A 26572-nucleotide genomic window follows, 5' to 3' on the forward strand; every position below is an offset into this window, starting at 1 on the left:
CTGACCCCATGCCGAACTCAGAAGTGAAACGCCGTAGCGCCGATGGTAGTGTGGGGTCTCCCCATGTGAGAGTAGGGAACTGCCAGGCATCAAATAAAACGAAAGGCTCAGTCGGAAGACTGGGCCTTTTGTTTTATCTGTTGTTTGTCGGTGAGCGCTCTCCGGAGCAGGACAAATCCGCCGGGAGCGGATTTGAACGTTGCGCAGCAACGGCCCGGAGGGTGGCGGGCAGGACGCCCGCCATAAACTGCCAGGCATCAAATAAGAAGAACCCCGTACCGGAAGGTGCGGGGTTTTTTGCTGTGTGGCGTCTATCTCCCCGGTGGCGCTGCGCTTACCGGGGCTACAGTCCCGTAGCCCGGAAAAGGTGCGCAGCACCGCCTCCGGGGAAAGCCGCTGTCATAGCAACGTAAACGAAAGGCTCAGTCGGAAGACCGGGCCTTTTGTTTTGGTGTTTTATGGCCAGACGCGCCGCCATCTCCCCGGTGGCGCTGCGCTTACCGGGGCTACGCAACCCGTAGCCCGGAAAAGGTGCGCAGCACCGCCTCCGGGGAAAGCCGCTGCCATAGCAACGTAAAACGAAAGGCTCAGTCGGAAGACCTGGCTTTCTGCTTTTGTCTTTTGCGGCCAGACGCGCCGCTATCTTCCCCGGTGGCGCTGCGCTTACCGGGGCTACAGATCCGCACCTCCTGCGGGGAAGATCGCGCCAAATCCACACGCTCACCTTCATTCAAAGCCATATAAAACCCCGTCGTTGTACCCACTTCGCCATAATTCTCTTTTTCATTGCGCATGTACTGACGTTAATCGCGAAAAGCGGTGTTACGAAAAAAAATGTGAATACAATCACATATAAATAAATAACAATTATATAACATTTGGTTCACTAATTAATTTGTCGAAGTGACGTGTCACGCCCGATGAGACAGATTACGGTCTTTGCTGGAGCAAAATTACAATGACAGAAAGCAGTATTAACGAGCAGGGGGCCCTGGAACAGGGAGATACCCGGCGCCGAGTATGGGCAATTGTGGGCGCATCTTCAGGGAACCTGGTGGAATGGTTTGATTTTTATGTCTATTCATTTTGCTCACTCTATTTTGCGCACATCTTTTTCCCTTCAGGAAATACCACTACTCAATTGTTACAAACCGCCGGAGTTTTTGCCGCTGGCTTCCTGATGCGCCCCATCGGCGGCTGGCTGTTTGGCCGCATTGCTGACCGTCGCGGACGTAAAGCCTCAATGCTTATTTCGGTATGCATGATGTGCTTCGGCTCGCTGGTAATTGCTTGTCTACCGGGATACGCCACTATCGGCACCTGGGCACCGGCTTTGCTCCTGCTGGCACGTCTGTTCCAGGGCCTGTCCGTTGGCGGGGAATATGGCACCAGCGCGACCTACATGAGTGAAGTGGCAGTAGAAGGAAAGAAAGGATTCTACGCCTCCTTCCAGTACGTTACGTTAATTGGCGGTCAACTGCTGGCGGTACTGGTCGTTGTCGCGCTACAGCAAATCCTCAGTGATGAAGACTTGCATGCCTGGGGATGGCGTATACCTTTTGCTCTGGGCGCCGTACTGGCCATCGTCGCGCTGTGGCTGCGCCGTCAGTTGGATGAAACCTCGAAACAGGAAACCCGAGCGCTGAAAGAGGCCGGTTCCTTTAAAGGTTTGTGGCGTAATCGCCGGGCTTTTGTCATGGTGCTGGGCTTTACCGCCGCCGGCTCGCTGACTTTTTACACCTTCACCACCTACATGCAAAAATATCTGGTGAATACCGCCGGCATGTCGGCCAGCACCGCCAGTATGATTATGACGGCGGCGCTTTTTGTGTATATGCTGGTACAGCCGCTGTTTGGCGCCTTCTCGGATAAGGTGGGTCGCCGCACTTCAATGCTGTGTTTCGGCGTGCTGGCGACGCTGTTTACCGTGCCAATCTTGAGTGCGCTGCAGAATGTCAGCTCGCCGTATGCCGCATTTGCCCTGGTGATTTGTGCGTTGCTGATTGTCAGCTTCTACACTTCCATCAGCGGGATCCTGAAGGCGGAAATGTTTCCGGCACAGGTTCGCGCGCTGGGCGTGGGCTTGTCCTATGCGGTAGCAAACGCGTTGTTCGGCGGTTCAGCGGAATACGTCGCGCTGTCGCTTAAATCTGCGGGAATGGAGAATGCCTTCTACTGGTACGTGACGGCGATGGCGGCGATTGCCTTCCTGGTGTCTCTGATGCTGCACGGTAAAGGGAAGGGTCTGCGTTTGTAACCTTATTGATGCGCCAGTTGCCACACCGCATAGCCGGTAGTGGCGCCGGCGACATCCCAGGCGAAATCTTTCCAGCTCCAGCCGCTCCCTGCCGGGCGGCTGTCCCATAACTCTTTTGATGCCCCCAGACTAACGGAAAACATCAGACCGATGGCGGCGCTGCGATCGCGGCTGTATCCCTGATGCTGCGCATATTCATTGCCGGCCGCGGAGAGCATTGCCGACGCGAGAAAGTGTTGGGCTTTGTCCTGACCACTCCAGGCATCATTGGCCATATGGCTGCAGCCGCCAAGCAGTAAAGGGGCAAAAATAACAAGATGACGCATAGTGCTTCCTGAAAAAAAGCCCCGTAAACGGGGCATTGATTTAAAGAATGCGGCTAATAAGACGGTCGATGCGGATACGTCGCAGACGGCGAATGAGCTTTTTCACCTTCACCGGATAGTCGGCGATGCTTTGCAGATCGCGATAATGCTTCACCACCGTCGTATGCGTACGGATGAGCTGAAGCTCCTTTTCCCGCATTTCGCGCAGTTGATGTTTAGGATCGTGGATAAGCACGGCATTTTCCAAGTCCAGCCGCCAGGCGCGCGGATTGAGGTTATTGCCGGTTAACAGCATCCATTCGTTATCAACCCACATACCCTTTAGATGGTAGCTGTTATCGTCATCTTTCCATAAACGCACGATGAGCTGATCGGTATTCACATAATACTGCAGGCGGCTCAGGAAGCGTCGCAGGTTAATTTCGTACAAATAAGGCAGTGCGCCGATGATTTTAAACGGCTGATCTTCCGGGATATAGAAGTCGTTCGCGGTCTTATCGCCGACGATGATTTCCACTTTTTTGCCGCTGCGTAGCAGAGAAATAATATTTCTGACCAGTACGGCGGGCAGGTTGAAATACGGGGTGCAGATTGTCAGCTTGTGTTCCGCACACGGCATCAGGTGGAAGATAGTCTTGTTGAGCAAGCTCGATTTACCGAGCCCGACCAGCGGTGTGACTGATAGTTGATCTTCATCGGCATTGCCGGTGAAGTGATAGCCGCTTTCGCGCAGATCCTGGCGATACAGGCGAATATCATTTTTGATTTCCGGGCTTTTCGGCCGATCCGGGCGATCGAGACGATTCACGCCGCGACCCTGTACCAGGTTGTGCTCGACCCAGTCGAACATGACATCGGCCATCTTGCCGTTGCGGATGCACTGATAGCGATCGTAGCGATATTTATCATGCTGATGCAGGTACACATCGTTCAGGCTGGCGCCGCTATAGATGACGCTATCGTCGATGATGAAGCCTTTAAAATGGAGCACGCCGAGCGCTTCACGGGTATTGACCGGGACGCCATAGACCGGGATATCAATCCCAGGATTTTCCTGGGCCATACGACAGTACCAGTCGGCATTGGTATTGGAGGCTGCAGCGCCGATGCGGCCGCGCTGGGCGCGATGCCAGTCAACCAGCACGCGCACGTCCAGTTCCGGACGTTGACGTTTGGCGTCGTACAGGGCTTGCAGTATTCCTTTTCCGCCATCATCTTGCTCAAGGTAGAGCGCAATAATGCAAATACGCTGGGTGGCGTGGGCTATCTTTGCCAGTAGCGCCTGGCGGAAATCAGCCGGCGCGTAAAAGAACTCGATATCATCAACTGACTGAGAGAGCTTAGGGAGTTGGGCAAGGTGTTGTTGATGTTTATTACGCTTAAATTTTGACAACATCACAGTGCGTTTCTTCTCTGTTTATTGAAGGGTCTTCTGTACCATGCAGACGACGTAAGCGGGCAATAATACCATCACTACCCGCGAATGTGGTCATTAATTGCTGTCGCTTGTCACCGAATGTAACGTATTCAGCGCAAGAGACAGGCTCACAATTCCGTCTTCTAGCTGGATATCTACGGCAAAGCCAAGTTTTCTGGCAAGGCTTATCATGCCGCGGTTATTTGGCATGGTGATGCCATTTAAGCGCTGTAATCCGTGTCCTTGCGTATAGGCGATAAGCTTTTCAAGGAGCTGTCGCCCCAGACCTAAACCTTTCAGATCCGAGCGTACCAGCACGGCGAACTCGGCATCAATGTTATCAGGATCGGAAATCGCTCTGGTCACGCCAAGGATCTCGCTTCCTTGCTCCGTAGCGCGTACCGCAACAAAGGCCATTTCACGATCGTAGTCGATCTGGGTCATATTGGCTAAGTCGTCATGGGTGAATTCGTTGATCTCGCTGAAGTAGCGGTAATAGAGATCTTCTTTAGTGACCTGTTCGATAAAAGCCAATAGCAGAGGTTCATCCTCAGGCAGGATCGGCCGGAACAAGCAGCGTTCACCGTTTTTCATCACCACCCATTCTTCTAACTGTTGCGGATAGGGTCTGACTGCCAGCCGGCTTTCGCTGTCGCCGCTAAATGGCGCCAGGCTGAGGGTGACGTCGAGGGCGGTAAACTCGTTGCCGGAAGCAAGCAAGGGGTGAATATCCAACCGCTGGATCTCGGGGCAATCGACGATCAGATTAGAGACCTGCACCAGCAACTGGCTAAGACCGGGAATATCTAACGGGCGCAGCGCGCTGCGTCCGCGGATTTTTTTGCTCTTAATGGCCTGGATCACCAGATAACGCGCCAGGTTCATATTCAGCGGCGGCAGGGCGACCGCGGCCTGATTTTCCGCTCGCCACTCGACACCGCCTTCGCCAAGCATGATCAACGGGCCAAAAAGCGGGTCATGCTCGACGACGACCCGAAGTTCCTGCGCCCCGGCGCGGTTGGCCATGCTTTGGACTAGCAGGCCATGAATACGCGCCTGCGGCCAGGCCATTTTTACCCTGTCGATAATCGCGTCCGCCGCCTGCTGGACTTCAGCAGGGGTTCGTAAATAGAGCATAACGCCCTGAACTTCAGATTTATGCGGAATATCCGGCGAACGTAACTTCAACGCCACCGGGTAGCCAATCTGCTCGGCGATATGTACCGCTTCGGCGCTGTCGGCGGCAATCCAGGTGGGCAGAGTATGGATGCCGTAGGCGCGCAGCACCGGGCTGACTTCATGGGTGTCCAGTGAGGTCGCGCCTTCGCTCAGCGCGCGCTGCAATAGCGTGTGGGCCTCGGCGGTATTGGCGGTCAACGTATCGGACAATACCGGCGTTTCCCGTAGCTGTTTCTGGTTGTGACGGTATTCCACCATATGCATAAAGGCGGTAATGGTACCCTCAGGCGTGCGATAGGTTGGAATGCCGGCTTCGCTAAATAGCCGTCGCGCCTCCTGGGAGGAGAACTCTCCGCACCAGTTCGTCAGCACCGTAACGTATTTCCCGCGCGGATGACGCTTAAGGGCATCAATCAACGCCAGCGCGCTTTCGGTACCCGGCGCCGCGGCGCTGGGGGAGTGGATCACCAGCAGCGCATCATAATCCTGGCTATCCAGCAACACATTCAGCGCCTTGAGATAATGCTCGCTGCTGGCGTCATCGCGCAGATCCAGAGGATTAGCAACCTCGACGCCTGTCGGTAACGTCTGTTTGAGCTGGTTGCTGGTTGCCTCGCTAAGCGTGGCGAGCTTACCGTTACGCAGCCACAGTTCGTCCAACGCCAGCGCCGCCGGCGCCGCGCCATTACTGATGATCATCAGTTTTTCGCCGCGCAATGGGCGCATATGGCTCAGGGTTTCAACGGCGGAAAAGAGCTCGTGGGTGTCCTGCACGCGCAGTAGCCCCGCCCGCTGAATAGCGGCGTCCCAGGCGGGATCCATTCCTGAGTTTACATGCAGCAATTTCTGCGCCGCCGGGCTGCGGCCGCTTTTGATGACCAGAATGGGTTTATTACGCGAGGCGCTACGGGCGGCGGAGACAAAACGCCGCGCATCGCTGAGATGCTCCAGATAGAGCAGAATGGCGCTGGTCTTGCTATCACGGGCGAGAAAATCGAGCAGGTCGTCGACGTCGATATCAAGACTATCGCCCAGCGCAATAAAGTACGAGAAGCCCATTTCACGCTGCTGCGCCCAGTCCAGAATGGTGTTGGAGACGGCGGCGGATTGCGAGATAAACGCCAGCTTGCCGCGCTGGATAGGCACCGGCGAGAAGCTGGCGTTGAGGCCCTGCCACGGCGCCAGGAGCCCCAGGCTGTTGGGGCCGAGTAGACGCATTTGATAACGGGCGGCGCATTCGAGCAGCGCCGGGTACTGGTCCGGCTGTGAAGAGAGGATAATGCAGGTTTTACACCCTTTCCGCCCTAAGGCCTCGAGCAACTCGAGGTTGCGACGGGCATTAGTACAGAGCACCGCCAGATCCGGAGTAAAAGGCAGGCTGTCGATAGTCGGCCACGCCAGTACGCCAAGCACCGCTTTCCAGGCGGGCGTCACCGGCAGGACCGGGCCATTAAAACCGCCGGCCAACAGGTTGCGCATCATTAAATAGCCAGCGCGCTGCGGTTTCATCGATGCGCCAATGACGGCGATCGATTTTGGCCGCAGCAGTGCTTCCAGGCCTCGTTGGCTCATTCCGGTCTCCTTTAATCCCCAGTGACCGAATGATTTTAAACGCTTTCAGCCTGTTGTGCTGTGATACTGCCCTTATGCTGCGTTTTTCCCGCCAGATAGCGGCTTCTGAACAGACTAAAGTGATCGCCAAGCGCGGCAGCCGCCTGTGCGTCGCCGGCTAAATCCAGCAGAGCAATGGCGACTTCCGCCGTACAGTACTGACCGTCGGCGTGGGCCTCGCGCAGGTGATAGGCTGAGATGCGCGACAGGTCGACTGAGATTACCGGCAGCGCATCGAGATACGGGCTTTTGCGAAACATTTTCCGTGCTTCCGTCCAGGTGCCGTCGAGCATAATGAACAGCGGCGGCTTACCCTCCGGCGGGGCGCTCAGTACCTGACGATCCGCTCCGGCATAAGAGGCCGGAAAGACGACCATGGGCTGATAATCAGGGTTGGCGACCAGATCGAGCAACGCCTGCGGCGGCTCGGTACGCGACCACTGAAACGCTTCGGTATTGGGCAGAATATCGGCGATAAGACGTCCGGTATTGCTGGGCTTCATCGGCTCGGTGTCGAACATTACCAGGCAAAAGCGGCTGTCGGCGGGCACTGGCGCCAGCGTTGCGCACAGACACTGTTTTAGGGGGAGCAGGCAGCGCTGACAGCGGCGGATGCGGTTGCCGCGAGCAAGAAAAGGCCGGGTTGCGCGCGCGAGGCGTTCGGCGCGCAGGCGAAGGACAGCGTTATCAATCATGGGAGTCGCTAATGAAAAACGCTATTGTCGCAGAGGAGAAAACGGGGCACAAGCGGTGCCCCGGCGGCTTTACTGTTGGTTGGCTTCGTTCAACCAGCTATCGAACGGCGCTTTGGGGACGGCGCCATTCAGCATGTCGACCATTTCACCATTTTTGAACATCATAATGGTTGGAATGCTACGGATGCGGAAGCGAGCGCTCAGTTCGCGTTCGGCTTCGGTGTTCACTTTCACAAAACGCATTTCGCCGCTGCGCTCTTCAGCCACATCTTCAAAGATCGGCGCGAAGCTACGGCATGGACCGCACCACGGGGCCCAGAAATCAATCACGACTGGCAGATCGTCCTTTAATAGTTTATCCAGCGTTGCCCCGGTCGCGTTGATGACATCGCCGTCAAAGAGATCGTGGCCGCAGCGTCCGCACTTGGCGCCATCGGCGCTACGGTCTTCGGGGATGCGGTTAAGAGCCTGACAACTGGCACAAACGGTATTCATAACTAACCTCTGGTTATGGGGTTGCAGCGCGGCACGTGGCCGATTTGTTTCTGTAATGTTACATATTATCGATTAGGCGCGAATAAAGGACAATGTCTTTTGTTCGATGGTTACAATAGACCAAGGCTTTTAAATGAAATAATGGCTAAGTGAAGATACATCGGGTAATCTTCGCGCTTCGCGCAGCGCAGGTGGAGAAAATAGATGAGCGACGAACTGAAAAATAAAAGCGGCAAGGTCAAAGTGATGTATGTCCGCAGTGATGATGATTCTGACAAACGTACCCATAACCCGCGTACCGGGAAAGGGGGAGGGCGTCCAGGAAAATCACGTGTTGACGGCCGCAGCCGCCCTGCGCGCGATGAACGTAACAGCCGCGGCGACGATCGCAAACGCGACGATCGCAAGCGTAATGATTTTAATCGCGATGATGCGTCCCCGTGGCGCACCGTTTCCCGCGCTCCGGGCGATGAGACGCCGGTAAAAGAAGATCACGGCGGCATCAGCGGTAAGAGCTTTATCGATCCGGAAGTGCTGCGTCGTCAGCGCGCGGAAGAGACCCGCGTCTACGGCGAGAACGCCTGTCAGGCGCTGTTCCAGAGCCGTCCGGAAGCCATCGTACGCGCCTGGTTTATCCAGAGCGTTACCCCGCGCTTTAAAGAGGCGCTGCGCTGGATGGCAGCCAACCGTAAGGCCTACCACGTAGTGGACGAAGCCGAGCTGGCGAAAGCGTCTGGTACCGAACACCACGGCGGCGTCTGCTTCCTGATCAAAAAACGTCATGGTACTTCCGTGGCCCAGTGGGTGGCGAAAGCAGAAGCCGAAGATTGCGTACTGGCGCTGGAAGATGTTGGCAACCCGCACAACCTCGGCGCGATTATGCGTAGCTGCGCGCACTTTGGCGTGAAAGGCGTGGTAGTACAGGATGCCGGCGTGCTGGAGTCTGGCGCGGCGATCCGCACTGCAGAAGGCGGCGCGGAACATGTTGAGCCGATCACCGGCGACAGCTTTATCGATACCCTGACGCAGTTCCGTCAGGCTGGCTACGCCATCGTCTCGACCTCCAGCCATAACGGTACGCCGCTATTTAAGGCCGAGCTGCCGAAGAAAATGGTGCTGGTATTAGGCCAGGAGCGCGACGGTCTGTCCGATGCGGCGATCTCCAGCTCTGACCTCAACGTCGCCATCGACGGCACCGGCAATGTCGAAAGTCTTAACGTCTCCGTGGCGACCGGCGTGCTGCTGGCGGAATGGTGGCGTCAGAATAAGGCTTGATATCGGTCTCTGAATGCAAAAAGCCAGCTGATGCTGGCTTTTTTATTGTCGTCGCTCACTCGCTTTCAGCGGGCAGCACCGGCATCCAGTCAATGGGCGCCTCGCCGCGTTCGGTCAGCCACTGGTTGGTTTGCACAAAGTGGTTGCAGCCGAAGAAACCTCGGTGCGCCGACAGCGGCGATGGGTGCGGCGCCTTCAGGACGCAATGGCGCTGGCGATCGATAATGGCGCCTTTCTTCTGCGCGTGCGCGCCCCACAGCAGAAATACCACTCCTTCACAATGCTGGTTAATCAGCGCTATCACTTTATCGGTAAAGGTTTCCCAGCCGAGACTGGCGTGTGAGTGCGCCTGACCGGCGCGCACCGTTAACACGGTATTAAGCAGGAGCACGCCCTGGCGCGCCCAGCTTTCCAGATAACCATGCGCCGGGCGCTGAAAGCCGGGGATGGTGCCTTCCAGCTCTTTATACATGTTCAGCAGCGACGGCGGTATCTGTACTCCCGGTAAAACAGAAAAGGCCAGACCGTGCGCCTGTCCCGGGCCGTGATAGGGATCCTGACCTAAGATGACCACTTTGACCTCGCCCAGTTCGGTATAGCGAAAGGCGTTAAAGACATCTTTCTGCGGCGGATAGATAGTCATGCCGGACTGACGCTCTTCGGCGACGGTCTTGAGGGTGTTGAGAAAATAGGGCTGCTGCTTCTCTTCCGCCAGCACGTCGTGCCAGGTTAATGGGGTGGTCATCTCGCTCTCCTGCAAAGTGTCATGCCCATAGCTTAACTGCTTCTTTCTGCATAACAAAATCGCGACGTCATTCCTGACCGGTTGTGCATAAAAAAAATTGAAAATTTACAAATTTTTTTATGGCACCTACTGGCGTAACTTGATGTAAAACAATACTATCCTCATATACCCACTTTGAGTGAGTGGTTTTTGTTGATTTAAATCAATGAATGCCGGGTGTGTGGCTGATATATATACACTCATACAACAATGGTTTTACCAATTGGCCGCAAAGAGGCCAAAATCGAATAAACACTGCCTGGGAGGCATCAAATGATTACTGGTATCCAAATTACTAAAGCGGCAAACGACGACCTGCTGAACTCTTTCTGGCTGCTGGATAGCGAAAAAGGCGAAGCGCGCTGCCTGTGCGCCAAAGGTGGTTTTGCGGAAGATGACGTGGTTGCGGTGAGCAAACTGGGTGAAATCGAATACCGTGAAATCCCGGTAGACGTGAAACCGGAAGTCCGTGTGGAAGGCGGTCAGCACCTGAACGTGAACGTGCTGCGTCGCGAAACCCTGCTGGATGCCGTTGAGCACCCGGAAAAATACCCGCAGCTGACCATTCGTGTTTCCGGCTACGCGGTACGTTTTAACTCTCTGACTCCGGAACAGCAGCGCGACGTTATCGCTCGTACCTTTACCGAAAGCCTGTAAGGCTAAAGCCAGATGTGAAAACGCCGGGATATCCCGGCGTTTTTTTTACTCTTCGTTGGACGTTGACGGCGTCCCGGCAGCGCTTGGCTTACGGCGCTTACCGATGTTTTTGGTATCGCGGTGGCGTTTCTTGACCCGCGGCTTCTCTTTTTCTTTCTCTTTTTTCTCGGCGCGTTTCGCCAGCACTTTCTTCGATGGCTTACCGGTTAACTTCTCGCTCGGCGCGCGGGTTTTCGGTCGCAATTCATCAATCACGCGAGCTTTCAGCGGTTCTTCAACGTAGCGGCCGATTTTGCCCAGCAGCAGATGATCGTGCGCTTCAACCAGCGAAATAGCGGTGCCTTTCTTACCAGCACGGCCGGTACGGCCAATACGGTGCAGATAGATATCGGCGGTGCGCGGCATATCGAAGTTAAACACGTGGCTGACATCCGGAATATCAATACCGCGCGCGGCGACGTCGGTGGCAATCAGCACGTTCACGCGACCATCGGTCAGGCGTTTAATCGCTTCGTTACGTTTGATCTGCACCATTTCGCCTTCCAGCCAGCAGGTGGTGATGCCTGCTTCGTGCAGCTTGGCCGCCAGTTCATGAACGCGCTCGCGTTTACGCACGAAAACGATAGAGCGGGTTGCTTCCGGCTGCTTCAGCAGATTAACCAGCAGCGCGGTTTTATGCTCGATATCATCGGCGCGATAGTACCACTGGTGGATTTTTTTACGTTCGCGGGTCGACGGATTCGCGGAAACCTCAACCGGCTCTTCCAGCAGGCGTTCGGCAAAGTCTTTAATCGCATCGCCTTCCAGCGTGGCGGAAAACAGCATGGTCTGCTTGCGCCAGCGGGTTTCACCGGCGATGGTTTCGATATCCTGGGCAAAGCCCATGTCCAGCATGCGGTCCGCTTCATCAAGGATCAGCGTTTCTACCGCGCGGCAGTCGAAGTTCTCTTCTTTAATATACTGCAGCAGGCGACCGGTGGTGGCGACCACGATATCCTGGTTTTCGCTGAACACTTCCGCGTGGTTCATGTACGCAACGCCGCCGGTAATGGTGGCAATATCCAGATGGGTATGCTTCGCCAGTTCGCGGGCGTGATCGGCAACCTGCATCGCCAGCTCGCGGGTCGGCGTCAGGATAAGGATCCGTGGCGGCCCCGATTTCTTACGCGGGAAATCAAGCAGATGCTGCAACGCTGGCAGCAAATATGCCGCAGTTTTACCGGTGCCTGTCGGCGCAGAACCGAGAATATCACGGCCATCAAGCGCAGGCGGAATAGCGGCGGCCTGAATGGCTGTCGGGCGTGTGAAACCTTTATCCTGGAGCGCTTCCAGCAGGTTTTCGTCGAGTTCAAGTTCGGAAAAAGTCGTTACAGTCATGTTCTACCTCTGAGTGGGCCGCCGATTATAGACGTTACTGACGTAATGTTCATCTGTTTGTAAGGCTATCTGTTCTCCGGTATTGTGCATAGCCTTAAGCACAGCCGTTTTCGCCAGCAAGGTTTTTGAGGATGTCTCAGTCGAAGTTTGCGCTGCCGCGCAATGGTTTTACCTTTAAACAATTTTTCGTCGCCCACGATCGCTGCGCCATGAAAGTCGGTACCGACGGTATTCTGCTGGGCGCCTGGGCGCCGATTGCTCAGGTGAAGCACGTGCTGGATATCGGCGCCGGTAGCGGTTTACTGGCATTAATGTTAGCCCAGCGTACCGCGGAGCCGGTACAACTGGATGCGGTGGAGTTGGATGAAGAGGCCGCGGCGCAGGCGCGGGATAACGTGGCGGCCAGCAGCTGGTCTGGACGTATCGCGGTATTTCAGGCGCCGATTCAGCAGTGGCAGCCGCAGCCGCCGCGGCGCTATGAGCTCATTGTCAGCAATCCGCCGTTTTTTGCCGAAGGCGTCCCTTGCGCGACGTCGCAGCGCGAACAGGCGCGTTACACCACCTCGCTCGATCATACGACGCTGCTCGCCTGCGCTGCGGATCTGATTACCGAGGAGGGCTTTTTCTGCGTAGTGCTGCCGGTGGATATTGGTAATGCGTTTGTCGAACGGGCAAAAGCGATGGGATGGCATTTGCGCTTACGCACCGACGTGGCGGAAACAGAAATGCGTCCGCCGCATCGCGTCCTGCTGGCATTCTCTCCCAGCTCCGGCGAGTGTTTCAGCGATCGGCTGGTGGTTCGTGGGCCAGAGCAGCAGTACTCTGAAGGCTTTACCGCGCTGACCCGCGACTTCTATCTTTTTATGTGAGTGAGCGGCGAGAGGATTGACGGGCCGCTCTCGGCCAGCGTGTCCGGGTAGTCGAGCGTATAGTGCAGGCCGCGGCTCTCTTTACGCTGCATGGCGCAACGCACGATAAGCTCGGCCACCTGCACCAGATTGCGCAGCTCCAGTAAATTATTGGAGACGCGAAAACGCGCGTAATACTCATCCAGCTCCTGCTGCAGCATAGTAATGCGCCGCAGGGCCCTTTCCAGCCGGCGGGTGGTACGCACGATTCCGACATAATCCCACATCAGCAGGCGCAGTTCGTGCCAGTTATGTTGAATCACCACCAGTTCATCCGGGATCTCAACCTGGCTTTCATCCCACGGCGGCAGCTGTTCCGCCGCTTGCGCCAGCGGCAGGCGTTTCGCAATATCCTCGGCGGCCGACCAGCCGTACACCAGACACTCCAGTAATGAGTTCGAGGCCATGCGGTTGGCGCCGTGCAGCCCGGTGTAGCTCACCTCGCCGATGGCGTACAGGCCGTCAACGTCGGTACGTCCGTTATCATCCACCATCACGCCGCCGCAGGTGTAGTGGGCGGCAGGCACGATCGGTACCGGCTCTTTGGTTAAATCGATGCCAAGGCCGAGTAGCTTTTCATAAATCATCGGGAAATGCTGGCGAATAAACGCTTCGGGCTTATGGCTAATATCCAGATACATGCAGTCGACGCCGAGGCGTTTCATCTCATGGTCGATGGCGCGGGCGACGATATCGCGCGGAGCCAGTTCGCCACGCTCGTCGAAGTCCGGCATAAAGCGGCTACCGTCGGGCCGTTTTAGCAGCGCGCCTTCACCGCGCAGGGCTTCCGTTAAGAGGAAGTTTCGCGCCTGTGGATGAAACAGCGCGGTAGGGTGGAACTGGTTAAATTCGAGATTGGCCACACGGCACCCCGCGCGCCAGGCCATGGCGATGCCGTCGCCGGAGGAGACATCAGGGTTGGTGGTGTATTGATAGACTTTCGCGGCGCCGCCGGTCGCCAGCACCACGGCTTTTGCGCTGCAGGTTTCTACCTTTTCCTTATTACGATTCCAGATCCACGCGCCGACGACCCGCCGGGTACCCGGCAGACCAATCTTATCGGAGATAATCAGGTCAACCGCGTTGCTACGCTCCAGAATGGTGATATTCGGATGCGCCAGCGCTTTGCCGACCAGCGTCGTCTCTACCTCTTTACCGGTGGCATCGGCGGCATGCAGGATCCGCCGATGGCTATGGCCGCCTTCACGCGTCAGATGGTAGCTCTCTTCACCGTTGGCCTGAACCTGGGTATCAAACAGTACCCCTTGATCGATAAGCCACTGTACGCAGGGTTTGGCGTTGCTGGCGACAAAGGAGACGGCATGGCGGTCACAAAGACCGGCCCCGGCGATGAGCGTATCTTCGACGTGGGATTCAATGCTATCGGTTTCATCGAAAACGGCGGCAATCCCACCCTGGGCGTAGAACGTCGAGCCTTCGCTAACCGGCCCTTTGCTTAGTACGGTTACCGCGTGGCGTTCAGCCAGGCGCAGCGCCAGAGACAATCCGGCAGCGCCGCTGCCGATAATCAACACATCACAGGAAAAGTCAGGAGTCGTCTTCATAGCTTCTGTTTAATTTACTAAACACAATGGCGTCACCATAGCACCTGACGGGGCCAAATCGTACAATTATTTTCGTGAATAGTTGTGCGGGCTAAACAAAGCTGGCGGAAAAGAAAATATGTAAACGAAAGAAAATATTTGCGAAGCAGGCCGTTACCTTCAGATTTTATAGTGAAAAATAAGTTGGGTTACGTTACCCTTCAGGCGGGCCTTGCGCTTTTTCTTCATTAGCTTACCTGGCGTTGAACAACGGGACTTATAATGAGAGATAACAATCAGTCCACCGTTGTCAGACAAAAATCAAAAGCGTAACGGAACTTTATTGTGTTCAGACACTCCAAACGACTGCTTGCTCATAATGCAGTGCTTGGGTGGTGTTCTGAATACGCATGGGAATTGGGTTTGGGGAGACATTACCTCGGATGAGCGAGCAGTTAACGGATCAGGTCCTCGTTGAACGGGTCCAGAAAGGAGATCAGAAAGCCTTTAACCTACTGGTAGTACGCTATCAGCACAAGGTGGCAAGCCTGGTCTCCCGCTATGTACCGCCGGGCGATATCGCTGACGTTGTTCAGGAATCGTTCGTGAAGGCGTGGCGTGCGCTGGATTCTTTCCGGGGGGATAGCGCTTTTTATACCTGGTTGTATCGTATCGCCGTAAACACGGCAAAGAATTATCTGGTTGCTCAGGGACGCCGTCCGCCATCAAGCGATGTAGACGCCAACGAGGCGGAAAACTTCGAAAGCGGCGGGGCATTGAAAGAAATTTCGAACCCTGAGAACTTAATGTTGTCAGAAGAGCTGAGACAAATAGTTTTTCGTACCATTGAATCGCTCCCGGAAGATTTACGCATGGCAATTACGTTACGGGAGCTGGATGGCCTGAGCTATGAAGAAATAGCCGCCATCATGGATTGTCCGGTTGGCACGGTACGTTCGCGTATCTTCCGGGCACGTGAAGCTATTGATAATAAAGTTCAACCGCTAATCAGGCGTTGACGATAGCGGAATACTGGAAAAGGGTATCAGGCATGCAGAAAGAAAAACTTTCGGCCTTAATGGATGGTGAAACGCTGGATAACGAGCTGCTCAATGAGCTGAGTCGTTCTTCTGAAATGCAAAAAACCTGGGAGAGCTACCATCTCATCCGCGACACGCTGCGAGGCGATACCGCCGAGATGCTCCAATTCGATATCTCAGCTCGCGTAATGGCCGCCATCGAGAACGAACCTGCTCGTCAGGTTGCGCCGCTTATTCCTGAATCTCAACCCGCTCCACACCAGTGGCGTCAGATGCCTTTCTGGCAGAAAGTGCGCCCGTGGGCCAGCTCGCTTACCCAAATGGGCGTGGCAGCGTGCGTGTCTCTGGCTGTGATCGTCGGTGTCCAGCAGTATAACGGACACTCCGATGCCTCCCAGCAGCCGGAAGCGCCAGTCTTCAACACCATGCCGATGATGGGCAAAGCCAGCCCGGTTAGCCTGGGCGTTCCGGCCGATGCCTCCGCCGGTAGCGGTCAGCAGGCGCAGGTTCAGGAGCAACGTCGTCGTATTAATGCTATGCTGCAGGACTATGAATTGCAGCGTCGCCTGCACGCTGAGCAGCTTCAGTTTGGCCAGGCCCAGACTCAGCAAGCCGCTGTTCAGGTGCCGGGTTATCAAACTTTAGGAACGCAATCGCAGTAATGAAGCAACTTTGGTGTGCCATGTCGCTCATGGCAGGCAGCCTGTTCTTCTCCACCAACGCCTCGGCTGATACATCGTCCGGGGCGTTGTTGCAGCAGATGAACCTGGCCAGCCAGTCCCTCAATTACGAGCTGTCTTTTGTCAGTATCAACAAACAGGGCGTTGAGTCGCTGCGCTATCGTCACGTGCGGTTGAACAACCAGCCCCTTGCTCAGTTGCTACAGCTCGACGGTCCGCGTCGGGAAGTGGTGCTGCGCGGTACTGAAATCAGCTATTTTGAACCCGGTCTCGATCCCTTCACCCTGAACGGCGACTATATCGTCGATTCCTTGCCGTCTCTGGTGTACACCGATTTCAAAAAGCTGGCCTCGTATTATGATTTCATCTCCGTTGGCCGGACGCGTATCGCCGATCGCCTGTGCGATGTAGTGCGCGTGGTGGCCCGCGACGGCACGCGCTACAGCTACATTGCGTGGCTGGATGCCGAGACCAAGCTGCCGCTGCGCGTCGACTTGCTCGACCGCGACGGTGAAACCCTGGAGCAGTTTCGGGTGGTCTCATTCAATATCGGTGATAACGTAAGCTCGAGTATGGAAGCGCTGTCGAAAGCCAGCCTGCCGCCGCAGCTGTCGGTTCCGGAAAGCGGCAATAAAGCCAACTTTAACTGGGCGCCAACCTGGCTGCCGCAGGGCGTGACGGAAGTTTCCAGCAGCCAGCGTCGTTTACCGACCTTCGACGGTCCGGTCGAGTCTCGTCTCTATTCCGACGGTCTGTTTAGCTTCTCCGTTAACGTTAATCGCGCGACGGCTAACAGCAGCGATCAGCTGCTGCGCACCGGTCGCCGTACCGTCAGCACTTCGGTACGCGATAACGCCGAAATCTCGGTGGTTGGCGAATTACCGCCGCAAACGGCAAAACGTATCTCAGACAGCATTAAGTTCAGGGCCGCGCAATGATCAAAGAGTGGGCGACTGTCGTCTCCTGGCACAACGGCGTGGCGCAGGTTCACTGCGATGTTAAAGCCTCTTGCAGCAGCTGCGCCTCGCGCGCTGGCTGCGGTAGCCGGGTGCTCAATAAACTGGGGCCGCAAACCAGCCATACCATAAGCGTTCCCTGCGACCAGCCGCTGACGGCCGGGCAAAAAGTGGAACTGGGCATTGCTGAAAGCAGCCTGCTGGGTTCGGCGCTGCTGGTATACATGGCGCCGCTGTTCGGGCTGTTTGTGATGGCGTCGATTTTCCAGGTGCTGTTTGCCAGCGATATTGCTTCGCTGTGCGGCGCGTTGCTTGGCGGCGTCGGCGGGTTCCTGGTGGCGCGCGGGCTGTCGCCGAAGCTGGCTGCTCGCCAGTCGTGGCAGCCGGTGATTTTAAGCGTCGGTTTACCGCCGGATCTGCTGCGCGTTGATACGCCTTCCTCTGAAATGGGGCAGTGATTTCACTGTCCCTCATCTTTATTTACGCTTCCTGATACAACGCCACAATTCTGCCGTTATGCTGGATCTAACAGCATTTCCTGGTTTCGCGGATGTAGTGTAGAATGCGGCGTTTTCGGATTAAAAAACGTCAGGCACAGAACAGCGGCCTCATGAGACTCGTAAGGCATAATTAACTCTAAATATGAAGAATATACGTAACTTTTCGATCATCGCTCACATCGACCACGGTAAGTCGACGCTGTCTGACCGTATCATCCAGATTTGCGGTGGCCTTTCTGATCGCGAAATGGCGGCCCAGGTTCTGGACTCCATGGACCTTGAACGTGAGCGTGGCATTACCATCAAGGCGCAGAGCGTCACCCTGGATTACAAAGCCAGCGATGGTGAAACCTATCAGCTCAACTTTATCGACACTCCGGGCCACGTTGACTTCTCCTATGAAGTATCGCGCTCCCTGGCGGCGTGCGAAGGTGCGCTGCTGGTGGTTGACGCCGGGCAGGGCGTAGAAGCCCAGACTCTGGCGAACTGCTATACCGCGATGGAAATGGACCTCGAAGTCGTCCCGGTTCTTAACAAGATCGACCTGCCTGCCGCCGACCCTGAGCGCGTAGCGGACGAGATTGAAGATATCGTCGGTATCGACGCTCACGACGCGGTTCGCTGCTCGGCGAAAACCGGTGTTGGCGTGCCGGATGTGCTGGAACGTCTGGTACGCGATATTCCGCCGCCGGAAGGCGATCCGGACGCGCCGCTGCAGGCGCTGATTATCGACTCCTGGTTCGATAACTATTTAGGCGTCGTGTCGCTGGTGCGTATTAAAAACGGCACCATGCGCAAAGGCGACAAAATTAAGGTGATGAGCACCGGTCAGGTCTATAACGCCGACCGTCTTGGCATCTTCACCCCGAAACAGGTTGACCGTACCGAACTGAAATGCGGCGAGGTGGGTTGGCTGGTTTGCGCCATTAAAGACATCCTCGGCGCGCCGGTGGGCGATACCCTGACCGCGGCGCGTAATCCAGCGGATAAAGCGCTGCCGGGCTTCAAAAAAGTGAAGCCGCAGGTCTACGCCGGTCTGTTCCCGGTGAGCTCTGATGACTATGAGAACTTCCGCGATGCGCTGGGTAAACTGAGTCTGAACGATGCTTCCTTGTTCTACGAGCCGGAAAGCTCAACGGCGCTGGGCTTCGGCTTCCGCTGCGGCTTCCTCGGTCTGCTGCACATGGAAATCATTCAGGAGCGTCTGGAGCGTGAATACGATCTGGATCTGATTACCACCGCGCCGACGGTAGTCTATGAAGTAGAAACCACCTCTAAAGAGGTTATCTACGTCGATAGTCCATCGAAGCTGCCGCCGCTGAATAATATTCAGGAACTGCGTGAGCCGATCGCCGAATGTCACATGCTGCTGCCGCAAGAGTTCCTCGGCAACGTGATTACCTTGTGTATCGAGAAACGCGGCGTGCAAACCAACATGGTTTACCACGGCAAACAGGTTGCGCTGACCTATGAAATCCCGATGGCGGAAGTGGTCCTCGATTTCTTCGACCGTCTAAAGTCGACCTCCCGCGGCTATGCATCGCTGGATTACAACTTCAAGCGCTTCCAGGCTTCCAACATGGTGCGCGTCGACGTGCTGATCAACGGCGAGCGCGTCGATGCGCTGGCGCTCATCACGCACAACGACAACGCGCCGTATCGTGGCCGCGAGCTGGTCGAGAAGATGAAAGAGCTGATCCCGCGTCAGCAGTTTGATATCGCGATTCAGGCGGCCATCGGTAACCACATCATCGCGCGCTCTACCGTGAAACAGCTGCGTAAAAACGTCCTGGCGAAATGCTACGGCGGCGACGTCAGCCGTAAGAAAAAGCTGCTGCAGAAGCAGAAAGAAGGTAAGAAGCGTATGAAACAGGTTGGTAACGTTGAACTGCCGCAGGAAGCGTTCCTCGCCATTCTGCACGTTGGTAAAGACGGCAAATAATCTAAGGAGTTGGCATGGCGAACATGTTTGCCCTGATTCTGGTCATTGCGACCCTTGTGACAGGGCTGTTGTGGTGTCTGGATAAGTTCATATTCGCACCAAAACGTCGTGAACGTCAGGCCGCTGCTCAGGCAGCGACTGGCGATCAGCTGGACAAGAAAACGCTGAAGAAGGTTGGCCCAAAGCCGGGCTGGCTGGAAACCGGCGCCTCGATCTTCCCGGTGCTGGCGATTGTGCTGATTGTGCGTTCGTTTATCTATGAGCCGTTCCAGATCCCGTCAGGTTCGATGATGCCGACTCTGCTGATTGGCGATTTTATCCTGGTGGAGAAATTCGCCTACGGCATTAAAGATCCGATCTACCAGAAAACGCTGATCGAAACCGGCCATCCGAAGCGTGGCGACATCGTGGTGTTTAAATATCCGGAAGATCCGCGCCTTGACTACATCAAGCGTGCGGTTGGTCTGCCGGGGGATAAAGTCACTTACGATCCGGTGGCTAAACAGGTGACGATTGAGCCTGGCTGCGCGTCGGGCCAGGCATGCGGGAGCGCCTTGCCGATCACCTACTCAAACGTTGAGCCGAGCGATTTCGTTCAGACCTTCTCCCGTCGCAACGGCGGTGAAGCCACCAGCGGTTTCTGGCAGCTGCCAAAAGGCGAAACCAAAGCCGACGGTATTCGTCTGACCGAGCGCAAAGAGACGCTGGGCGAAGTGACCCACCGTATTCTGACGGTACCTATCGCTCAGGATCAGGTGGGGATGTACTATCGTCAGTCCGGTCAGCCGCTGGCGACATGGGTCGTTCCGCCGGGTGAATACTTCATGATGGGTGACAACCGCGACAACAGCGCCGACAGCCGTTACTGGGGCTTCGTGCCGGAAGCGAACCTGGTGGGTAAAGCCACCGCCATCTGGATGAGCTTCGAAAAACAGGAAGGTGAGTGGCCAACCGGCGTACGTTTATCGCGCATCGGCGGCATCCACTAATTCCTCGTCTTAATTCGTGCTGCCGGTGCAATAATGGCAGCGCGAATTATTTAGTATTTAAATCCATCCAAACTAACGACATCCCTTGTCGTTGCGTATAGAATATCCCCCCGAAGTTTTTGGTTGTCTCTCGAAAGAGTGACACTGCACACGAAACCGCGTTGGTTAGTTTCTGCCCTTATATATCAAGGGTATGTATGCTCAGGTCGGTTTCGTGTGCTGCATCTTTGACGCATTCATTTATTGGTAACGCATGAACCCCATCGTAATTAATCGGCTTCAACGAAAGCTGGGCTACACTTTTGTTCATCAGGAGCTGTTGCAACAGGCATTAACTCACCGCAGTGCCAGCAGCAAACACAACGAGCGTCTCGAGTTTTTAGGCGACTCTATTTTAAGTTTCGTGATCGCCAATGCGCTCTATCATCGTTTCCCGCGGGTAGACGAAGGGGATATGAGCCGTATGCGCGCGACGCTGGTGCGAGGCAATACGCTGGCGGAAATCGCCCGCGAATTTGAACTGGGCGAGTGCCTGCGCCTTGGGCCTGGCGAGCTGAAGAGCGGCGGTTTTCGTCGCGAATCGATTCTGGCTGACACCGTAGAAGCCTTAATCGGCGGGGTTTTCCTCGACAGCGATATTCAAAATGTTGAACGCTTAATCCTCTCCTGGTACCAGACTCGTCTGGATGAAATCAGCCCGGGCGATAAGCAAAAGGATCCGAAGACTCGTCTGCAGGAGTATCTGCAGGGGCGTCATCTGCCGCTGCCGTCCTACCTGGTCGTCCAGGTTCGCGGCGAAGCGCACGATCAGGAATTTACTATCCACTGCCAGGTCAGTGGCCTGAGTGAACCGGTGGTTGGCACAGGTTCCAGCCGTCGTAAGGCGGAGCAGGCTGCCGCCGAACAGGCGCTGAAAAAACTGGAGCTGGAATGAGCGAAGAAAAAAGTTATTGCGGATTTGTCGCCATCGTTGGTCGTCCAAACGTTGGCAAATCCACGCTGTTGAACAAGCTGCTTGGGCAGAAGATTTCGATCACTTCCCGTAAAGCGCAGACTACCCGTCACCGCATCGTCGGTATCCATACCGAAGGGCCGTATCAGGCGATTTATGTTGATACCCCGGGCCTGCATATGGAAGAGAAGCGCGCGATTAACCGCTTAATGAACAAAGCGGCCAGCAGCTCGATTGGCGACGTGGAACTGGTTATCTTTGTCGTTGAAGGTACCCGCTGGACGCAAGATGACGAGATGGTGCTGAACAAGCTGCGCGATGCGCGCGCGCCGGTGATTCTGGCCGTCAACAAAGTTGATAACGTGCAGGAAAAAGCGGATCTGCTGCCGCATTTGCAGTTCCTTGCCAGCCAGATGAACTTCCTCGACATCGTGCCGATTTCTGCGGAAACCGGCACCAACGTTGATACTATCGCGTCGATCGTACGTAAACATCTGCCGGAAGCGATTCATCACTTCCCGGAAGATTACATTACCGACCGTTCCCAGCGTTTCATGGCTTCCGAGATCATCCGCGAAAAGCTGATGCGTTTCCTGGGCGCTGAACTGCCGTACTCCGTGACCGTCGAAATTGAACGTTTCGTGAGCAACGAACGCGGCGGCTACGACATCAACGGCCTGATCCTCGTCGAGCGTGAAGGGCAGAAGAAGATGGTAATTGGCAACAAAGGCGCCAAAATCAAAACCATCGGCATCGAAGCGCGTAAAGACATGCAAGAGATGTTTGAAGCGCCTGTGCACCTCGAACTGTGGGTCAAAGTGAAATCCGGCTGGGCCGATGACGAGCGCGCGCTGCGCAGTCTCGGTTACGTTGACGACCTCTGAGTTAACGCAACGTGGATGGATGGCAGCGCGCCTTTGTCCTGCATAGCCGACCGTGGAGCGAAACCAGTCTGATGCTGGACGTCTTCACGGAAGAGTCCGGTCGCGTGCGCCTGGTTGCCAAAGGCGCACGCTCCAAACGCTCTAATCTCAAGGGCGCTTTACAGCCCTTCACCCCCTTACTGGTTCGTTTCGGCGGCCGCGGCGAAGTCAAAACCCTTCGCAGCGCGGAAGCCGTCTCGCTGGCGCTGCCGCTTAGCGGCATCACGCTCTACAGCGGTCTTTACGTAAACGAGCTCATCTCCCGCGTGCTTGAGCACGAAACGCGCTTCTCCGAACTCTTTTTCGACTACCTGCACTGCATCCAGGCGCTTGCCGGGGCCAGCGGTTCGCCGGAGCCCGCGCTGCGGCGCTTTGAGCTGGCGCTGCTCGGGCACCTGGGCTATGGCGTGGATTTCCTCCACTGTGCCGGCAGCGGCGACCCGGTGGATGACACCATGACCTACCGCTATCGCGAAGAAAAAGGCTTTATCGCCAGCCTGGTGATTGATAACAGCACGTTTACCGGGCACCATTTGAAAGCGTTGGCTAGCCGCGAGTTTCCGGATGTAGATACGCTGCGCGCCGCGAAGCGCTTTACCCGCATCGCCCTGAAGCCGTATCTTGGAGGGAAACCGCTCAAGAGCCGGGAATTGTTTCGCCAGTTTATGCCCGCGCGAAAGGCGCGGGCCGATAATACGAATAATGATTAACGAGGATTGTCATGGCTGAATTACTGTTAGGGGTCAATATTGACCACATTGCGACATTGCGTAACGCGCGCGGTACCGCTTATCCGGATCCGGTGCAGGCGGCTTTTATTGCAGAACAGGCCGGCGCCGATGGTATTACCGTGCACCTGCGCGAAGACCGCCGCCATATCACCGATCGTGACGTGCGCATCCTGCGCCAGACGTTGCATACCCGAATGAATCTCGAAATGGCGGTTACCGAAGAGATGCTGGCGATTGCCTGCGAGACAAAACCGCACTTCTGCTGTCTGGTGCCGGAGAAGCGTCAGGAAGTGACCACCGAGGGTGGACTGGATGTTGCCGGGCAGCGCGATAAGATGCGCGACGCCTGTAAGCGCCTGGCGGATGCCGGTATTCTGGTCTCCCTGTTTATTGACGCCGATGATGAGCAGATCAAAGCGGCTGCCGACGTGGGCGCGCCATATATTGAAATCCATACCGGCTGCTATGCCGATGCCAAAACCGATGCCGAACAGGCTAAAGAGCTTGAGCGTATCGCCAAAGCGGCGACCTATGCCGCCACCCTTGGACTGAAGGTGAACGCCGGTCACGGTCTGACCTATCACAACGTGAAAGCCATTGCCGCCTTGCCGGAAATGCACGAACTGAATATCGGCCATGCCATTATTGGTCGCGCAGTGATGAGCGGTCTGAAAGAGGCTGTCGCGGAAATGAAACGCCTGATGCTGGAAGCGCGCGGCTAATGGCGATTCTCGGGCTGGGTACCGACATCGTCGAAATCGCCCGCATCGAAGCGGTGATCGCCCGTAGCGGCGATCGCCTGGCGCGCCGGGTGCTGAGCGATCACGAATGGAGCATTTGGGAGCAGCATCAGCAGCCGGTGCGTTTTCTGGCAAAACGCTTTGCGGTCAAAGAAGCGGCGGCGAAAGCGCTCGGAACCGGTATTCGCAACGGCCTGGCGTTTAATCAGTTCGAAGTTTTCAACGATGAATTAGGCAAGCCGAAACTGCGGCTATGGGGCGAAGCAAAGCTATTGGCTGAACGGATGGGGGTAAGCGTTATTCACGTCACTCTCGCCGATGAACGCCACTATGCCTGCGCCACGGTGATCGTCGAAAGCTAAACCCGCGGTTAAAGCTTATCCGCGTGATGCATGAGCACGAATTTATCCCACAACTGTTCTTCATTCTCGACGTGCGCCGGATCTTTGAGAATAGTATTCGGGATCGGGCACACTTTCTGGCAGGTTGGCGTGTCGTAGTGACCCACGCACTCGGTGCAGCGGTCGCTGTTAATCTCATAAATGCTATCGCCCATCGAAATGGCCTCATTCGGGCACTCCGGCTCGCACATATCGCAATTGATGCATTTTTTGGTGATTAACAGCGCCATCAGGAAAATCTCAGAAACAACACAAACAGGGCGGGCATTATACGCCCATTTTCTACTCAGACCAGCTTTTTCACCAGCGCTTCGCTAGCGTCTATATTTATAACCCCGTTGAGCCTGAATATGTACCTGGTACATTTATTAACTTGCTTGTTGTACCCTGTACACTTATGATGATTTTATAATCATGATACGCAGGATGCGGTATGTACACTTTTATTGAGCTGCAGGGTTTCAGTAAACGGCGTCAGGCGCTTCTACCGGATGATGAGTTTCGCGTTTTTCAGGAGATGTTGATTGAGGATCCTGAGGCTGGCGATACCATCGCAGGGACAGGGGGATTTCGAAAAATTCGCTGGAGCCGACCGGGGATGGGCAAGCGTGGCGGGGTGAGAATTATTTATTACAATGTGACGCGTAAAGGGCGAATTTACCTGGCATTGGTCTATCCCAAAAATGAGCTGGATGATTTAACGGAAGAACAAAAGAAGATGCTGAAACAGTTATCCGCTATGCTGGAATAACGCTGAGTTTCTATCACTCCACGGGACCACGTTGTCAGTGGTGCCCACGAGGGCGATGAGGTACAGATGAAAGACGAATTATTTGCCGATCTGCTGGCCAGTGCAGAAGAAATGGTGAGAATTGAAAAAGGTGAGCAAACCCCTGAGCCGCAGCATGTTCACACTTTTAGCCCGATCGATGTGAAAGCGATTCGCGAAGCGACGGGCTTAAAACAGCAGGATTTTGCTCTCGCCGTAGGCGTTAGCTATGACTTAGTTAAAAGCTGGGAAACTAAACGGCGTCAGCCAACCGGGGCGCCGCGAAAATTGCTGCTTTTATTACAGCTCAATCCTTTTATTATCAATCAGCTCAAAACAATCTAATGTTTGTGGGCATCGCCAGATGCCCATTTTCTACTCAGACCAGCTTTTTCACCAGCGCTTCGCTATGTCGTATCCGTTCCGGCGCGTGTTCGAGATCTTGCTGCACCAGCGCCATAAAGAGGAGATCGGTGAGCATCATTTGCGCGCTGGTGGAGGAGATCGCCGCGCTGCGCGTTGCCTGCTCCTCAGCGATGGTGTAAAGACACTGCGAAGCCTGCTGCTGCAAGGCGTTGGGAGTAAACCCGGTGATCGCGAGGATCTTGCTGCCAACGCGTAGCGCTTCAGCAGCCGCCATATTGATCTCGCGGCGTTCGCCGGAATAGGAGATAGCCAGCAGCAGATCGTCCGCCGACATCGCCTGCACCGTTGCCAGCAGCGCATGCATATCCTGCTCGGCGACGGCGTTGATGCCAATTTTCATTAACTTCCAGCTAAAATTGCGCGCCACCAGCCCGGAGGCGCCGATACCGGTAATGATTACCCGGCGAGCATCGCGCAGCAGAGTCACCGCCTCCAGGAGTTTCTCTTCGCTGTTGACGTCCAGCGAGGCGTGCATCGCCGCGATGTTATCTTTGATCAACTTTTCGCCCACCAGACGCAGCGGATCGTCGCCGCGGATTTGGTTGTGTACCGGCACCGAGTGCGGGTCCGGACTGCTGGCCAGCGCTTCGCTGAGCGCCAGTTTTAATGCCGGAAAGCCTTTGAATCCCATTTTCTGCGCGAACTTCACCACGCTGGACTGGCTGACTCCCGCTTCGCCCGCCAGCTGCTGCGAGCTGAGATGGCGGGTTTGATCCGGCTGAGCCAGAATAAAGTCAGCAAGTTTTTTGTCGCTCGCCGCCAGCGACGGGTAACGTTGGCGGATGCGGATTAAACAGTTCATGGCTTCTCCGAAGGAGGGCGTTAGCGGCGAAAAGAATTTTGTATTCGATTATAAGTGGAATAATACGAATTAAAAATTCTGCTGTGAAGAATTATGCGAACGGGTCAGATTCTGAATCTTACCTCAACCACGGCAGACAATTTCGCGCTCGTCGCGGCAAGCCTGTTAAGCTATCGACATCGCCAGGAAAATCCGT

At 55.6% G+C, this 26572-nt stretch carries 28 protein-coding genes and 1 rRNA gene; 19 read left to right on the forward strand and 10 right to left on the reverse strand.

The window, feature by feature from the left end; genetic code table 11:
- Both rrf and PGS10_RS18405 read left to right on the forward strand, forming a co-directional pair.
- A 5S ribosomal RNA gene (gene rrf / locus PGS10_RS18400) occupies positions 1-88 on the forward strand; the annotation flags it as partial.
- An 870-nt stretch (positions 89-958) separates the two neighbouring features.
- Entirely contained in the window at positions 959-2257 is a 1299-nt protein-coding gene (locus PGS10_RS18405) for an MFS transporter (protein WP_045392803.1), read from the forward strand.
- A 2-nt stretch (positions 2258-2259) separates the two neighbouring features.
- Here PGS10_RS18405 and PGS10_RS18410 read toward each other — a convergent pair whose 3' ends face one another.
- From PGS10_RS18410 to trxC, 5 genes are all read right to left on the reverse strand, one after another.
- On the reverse strand, positions 2260-2583 hold the full coding sequence (locus PGS10_RS18410) for a YfiM family lipoprotein (protein ID WP_045392800.1): 324 nt from the start codon (positions 2581-2583) through the stop codon (positions 2260-2262).
- A 40-nt stretch (positions 2584-2623) separates the two neighbouring features.
- Positions 2624-3979 carry a CDP-diacylglycerol--serine O-phosphatidyltransferase gene (gene pssA / locus PGS10_RS18415; RefSeq protein ID WP_047067109.1) on the reverse strand — a complete coding sequence of 452 codons (1356 nt, stop codon included), beginning with the start codon at positions 3977-3979 and terminating at the stop codon, positions 2624-2626.
- Positions 3980-4075: 96 nt separating this feature from the next.
- Positions 4076-6751 carry a bifunctional acetate--CoA ligase family protein/GNAT family N-acetyltransferase gene (locus tag PGS10_RS18420; RefSeq protein ID WP_047078047.1) on the reverse strand — a complete coding sequence of 892 codons (2676 nt, stop codon included), beginning with the start codon at positions 6749-6751 and terminating at the stop codon, positions 4076-4078.
- Positions 6752-6786: 35 nt separating this feature from the next.
- Positions 6787-7485, reverse strand: a complete 699-nt coding sequence (gene tapT / locus PGS10_RS18425; protein WP_047043367.1) for a tRNA-uridine aminocarboxypropyltransferase — start codon at positions 7483-7485, stop codon at positions 6787-6789.
- Positions 7486-7554: 69 nt separating this feature from the next.
- Complete coding sequence (gene trxC, locus PGS10_RS18430; RefSeq protein ID WP_015370277.1) at positions 7555-7980, reverse strand: thioredoxin TrxC; 426 nt, start codon at positions 7978-7980, stop codon at positions 7555-7557.
- Positions 7981-8184: 204 nt separating this feature from the next.
- Here trxC and PGS10_RS18435 point away from each other — a divergent pair, with 204 nt between their 5' ends.
- Complete coding sequence (locus tag PGS10_RS18435; protein ID WP_015703188.1) at positions 8185-9255, forward strand: tRNA/rRNA methyltransferase; 1071 nt, start codon at positions 8185-8187, stop codon at positions 9253-9255.
- Between the two features lie 55 nt (positions 9256-9310).
- Here the strand turns inward: PGS10_RS18435 and ung are convergent, their stop codons facing one another.
- Positions 9311-10000: a uracil-DNA glycosylase gene (gene ung / locus PGS10_RS18440; protein WP_047067112.1), complete on the reverse strand. Its 690-nt coding sequence runs from the start codon at positions 9998-10000 to the stop codon at positions 9311-9313.
- Positions 10001-10312: 312 nt separating this feature from the next.
- On the opposite strand from ung, the gene grcA reads away from it, so the two are divergent.
- Complete coding sequence (grcA, locus tag PGS10_RS18445) at positions 10313-10696, forward strand: autonomous glycyl radical cofactor GrcA (RefSeq protein ID WP_002914084.1); 384 nt, start codon at positions 10313-10315, stop codon at positions 10694-10696.
- A gap of 45 nt (positions 10697-10741) precedes the next feature.
- Here grcA and srmB read toward each other — a convergent pair whose 3' ends face one another.
- Positions 10742-12073 carry an ATP-dependent RNA helicase SrmB gene (gene srmB, locus PGS10_RS18450; protein ID WP_045392789.1) on the reverse strand — a complete coding sequence of 444 codons (1332 nt, stop codon included), beginning with the start codon at positions 12071-12073 and terminating at the stop codon, positions 10742-10744.
- A 131-nt stretch (positions 12074-12204) separates the two neighbouring features.
- Here srmB and trmN point away from each other — a divergent pair, with 131 nt between their 5' ends.
- The gene (gene trmN / locus PGS10_RS18455; RefSeq protein WP_045392787.1) at positions 12205-12942 is read left to right on the forward strand and encodes a tRNA(1)(Val) (adenine(37)-N(6))-methyltransferase TrmN; all 738 of its coding nucleotides are present in this window, start codon (positions 12205-12207) and stop codon (positions 12940-12942) included.
- Here trmN and nadB read toward each other — a convergent pair.
- Positions 12927-14546: an L-aspartate oxidase gene (nadB, locus tag PGS10_RS18460; protein ID WP_047078048.1), complete on the reverse strand. Its 1620-nt coding sequence runs from the start codon at positions 14544-14546 to the stop codon at positions 12927-12929. The two genes, trmN and nadB, sit on opposite strands and share 16 nt — an antisense overlap.
- 363 nt (positions 14547-14909) lie before the next feature.
- Between nadB and rseD the strand changes: the two genes are divergently transcribed.
- The 12 genes from rseD to acpS all read left to right on the forward strand — a co-directional run bounded on the left by rseD (position 14910) and on the right by acpS (position 24340).
- On the forward strand, positions 14910-14972 hold the full coding sequence (gene rseD / locus PGS10_RS25120; protein WP_350425049.1) for a rpoE leader peptide RseD: 63 nt from the start codon (positions 14910-14912) through the stop codon (positions 14970-14972).
- Positions 14969-15544: an RNA polymerase sigma factor RpoE gene (gene rpoE / locus PGS10_RS18465; RefSeq protein ID WP_002914074.1), complete on the forward strand. Its 576-nt coding sequence runs from the start codon at positions 14969-14971 to the stop codon at positions 15542-15544. The genes rseD and rpoE overlap by 4 nt, the downstream gene beginning before the upstream one ends.
- 32 nt (positions 15545-15576) lie before the next feature.
- Positions 15577-16227: an anti-sigma-E factor RseA gene (gene rseA, locus PGS10_RS18470; RefSeq protein WP_015370285.1), complete on the forward strand. Its 651-nt coding sequence runs from the start codon at positions 15577-15579 to the stop codon at positions 16225-16227.
- A complete protein-coding gene (rseB, locus tag PGS10_RS18475) occupies positions 16227-17183 on the forward strand; it encodes a sigma-E factor regulatory protein RseB (protein WP_045392783.1) in 957 nt (318 codons plus the stop codon). The genes rseA and rseB overlap by 1 nt, the downstream gene beginning before the upstream one ends.
- Positions 17180-17659 carry a SoxR-reducing system protein RseC gene (gene rseC, locus PGS10_RS18480; RefSeq protein ID WP_045392781.1) on the forward strand — a complete coding sequence of 160 codons (480 nt, stop codon included), beginning with the start codon at positions 17180-17182 and terminating at the stop codon, positions 17657-17659. The genes rseB and rseC overlap by 4 nt, the downstream gene beginning before the upstream one ends.
- Positions 17660-17843: 184 nt before the next feature.
- The gene (gene lepA, locus PGS10_RS18485) at positions 17844-19643 is read left to right on the forward strand and encodes a translation elongation factor 4 (protein WP_008803765.1); all 1800 of its coding nucleotides are present in this window, start codon (positions 17844-17846) and stop codon (positions 19641-19643) included.
- Between the two features lie 14 nt (positions 19644-19657).
- Complete coding sequence (lepB, locus tag PGS10_RS18490) at positions 19658-20632, forward strand: signal peptidase I (protein WP_045392778.1); 975 nt, start codon at positions 19658-19660, stop codon at positions 20630-20632.
- 253 nt (positions 20633-20885) lie between these two features.
- Complete coding sequence (gene rnc / locus PGS10_RS18495) at positions 20886-21566, forward strand: ribonuclease III (protein WP_020078171.1); 681 nt, start codon at positions 20886-20888, stop codon at positions 21564-21566.
- Positions 21563-22468 carry a GTPase Era gene (gene era, locus PGS10_RS18500; protein ID WP_015370290.1) on the forward strand — a complete coding sequence of 302 codons (906 nt, stop codon included), beginning with the start codon at positions 21563-21565 and terminating at the stop codon, positions 22466-22468. Before rnc ends, era begins: the two co-directional genes overlap by 4 nt.
- 11 nt (positions 22469-22479) lie before the next feature.
- Positions 22480-23217, forward strand: coding sequence for a DNA repair protein RecO (recO, locus tag PGS10_RS18505; RefSeq protein ID WP_015370291.1), 738 nt, complete (start codon positions 22480-22482; stop codon positions 23215-23217).
- 11 nt (positions 23218-23228) lie between these two features.
- Positions 23229-23960 carry a pyridoxine 5'-phosphate synthase gene (pdxJ, locus tag PGS10_RS18510; RefSeq protein WP_045392776.1) on the forward strand — a complete coding sequence of 244 codons (732 nt, stop codon included), beginning with the start codon at positions 23229-23231 and terminating at the stop codon, positions 23958-23960.
- On the forward strand, positions 23960-24340 hold the full coding sequence (gene acpS / locus PGS10_RS18515; protein ID WP_045392774.1) for a holo-ACP synthase: 381 nt from the start codon (positions 23960-23962) through the stop codon (positions 24338-24340). The genes pdxJ and acpS overlap by 1 nt, the downstream gene beginning before the upstream one ends.
- Before the next feature lie 8 nt (positions 24341-24348).
- On the opposite strand, the gene PGS10_RS18520 is transcribed toward acpS, so the two are convergent.
- Positions 24349-24609 (reverse strand): YfhL family 4Fe-4S dicluster ferredoxin, encoded by a 261-nt coding sequence (locus PGS10_RS18520; RefSeq protein ID WP_047043379.1) that lies wholly within the window; start codon positions 24607-24609, stop codon positions 24349-24351.
- Between the two features lie 203 nt (positions 24610-24812).
- On the opposite strand from PGS10_RS18520, the gene PGS10_RS18525 reads away from it, so the two are divergent.
- Both PGS10_RS18525 and nadS read left to right on the forward strand, forming a co-directional pair.
- Complete coding sequence (locus PGS10_RS18525; protein ID WP_047076861.1) at positions 24813-25130, forward strand: type II toxin-antitoxin system RelE/ParE family toxin; 318 nt, start codon at positions 24813-24815, stop codon at positions 25128-25130.
- A gap of 66 nt (positions 25131-25196) precedes the next feature.
- Positions 25197-25493: a NadS family protein gene (gene nadS, locus PGS10_RS18530; RefSeq protein WP_045392770.1), complete on the forward strand. Its 297-nt coding sequence runs from the start codon at positions 25197-25199 to the stop codon at positions 25491-25493.
- Positions 25494-25527: 34 nt separating this feature from the next.
- Here nadS and PGS10_RS18535 read toward each other — a convergent pair whose 3' ends face one another.
- Complete coding sequence (locus tag PGS10_RS18535; protein ID WP_047043382.1) at positions 25528-26376, reverse strand: MurR/RpiR family transcriptional regulator; 849 nt, start codon at positions 26374-26376, stop codon at positions 25528-25530.
- Positions 26377-26572: the final 196 nt, after the last annotated feature.

This window comes from Klebsiella sp. 141153 (genome assembly GCF_032601995.1).
Taxonomy (GTDB): Bacteria; Pseudomonadota; Gammaproteobacteria; order Enterobacterales; family Enterobacteriaceae; genus Klebsiella; species Klebsiella aerogenes.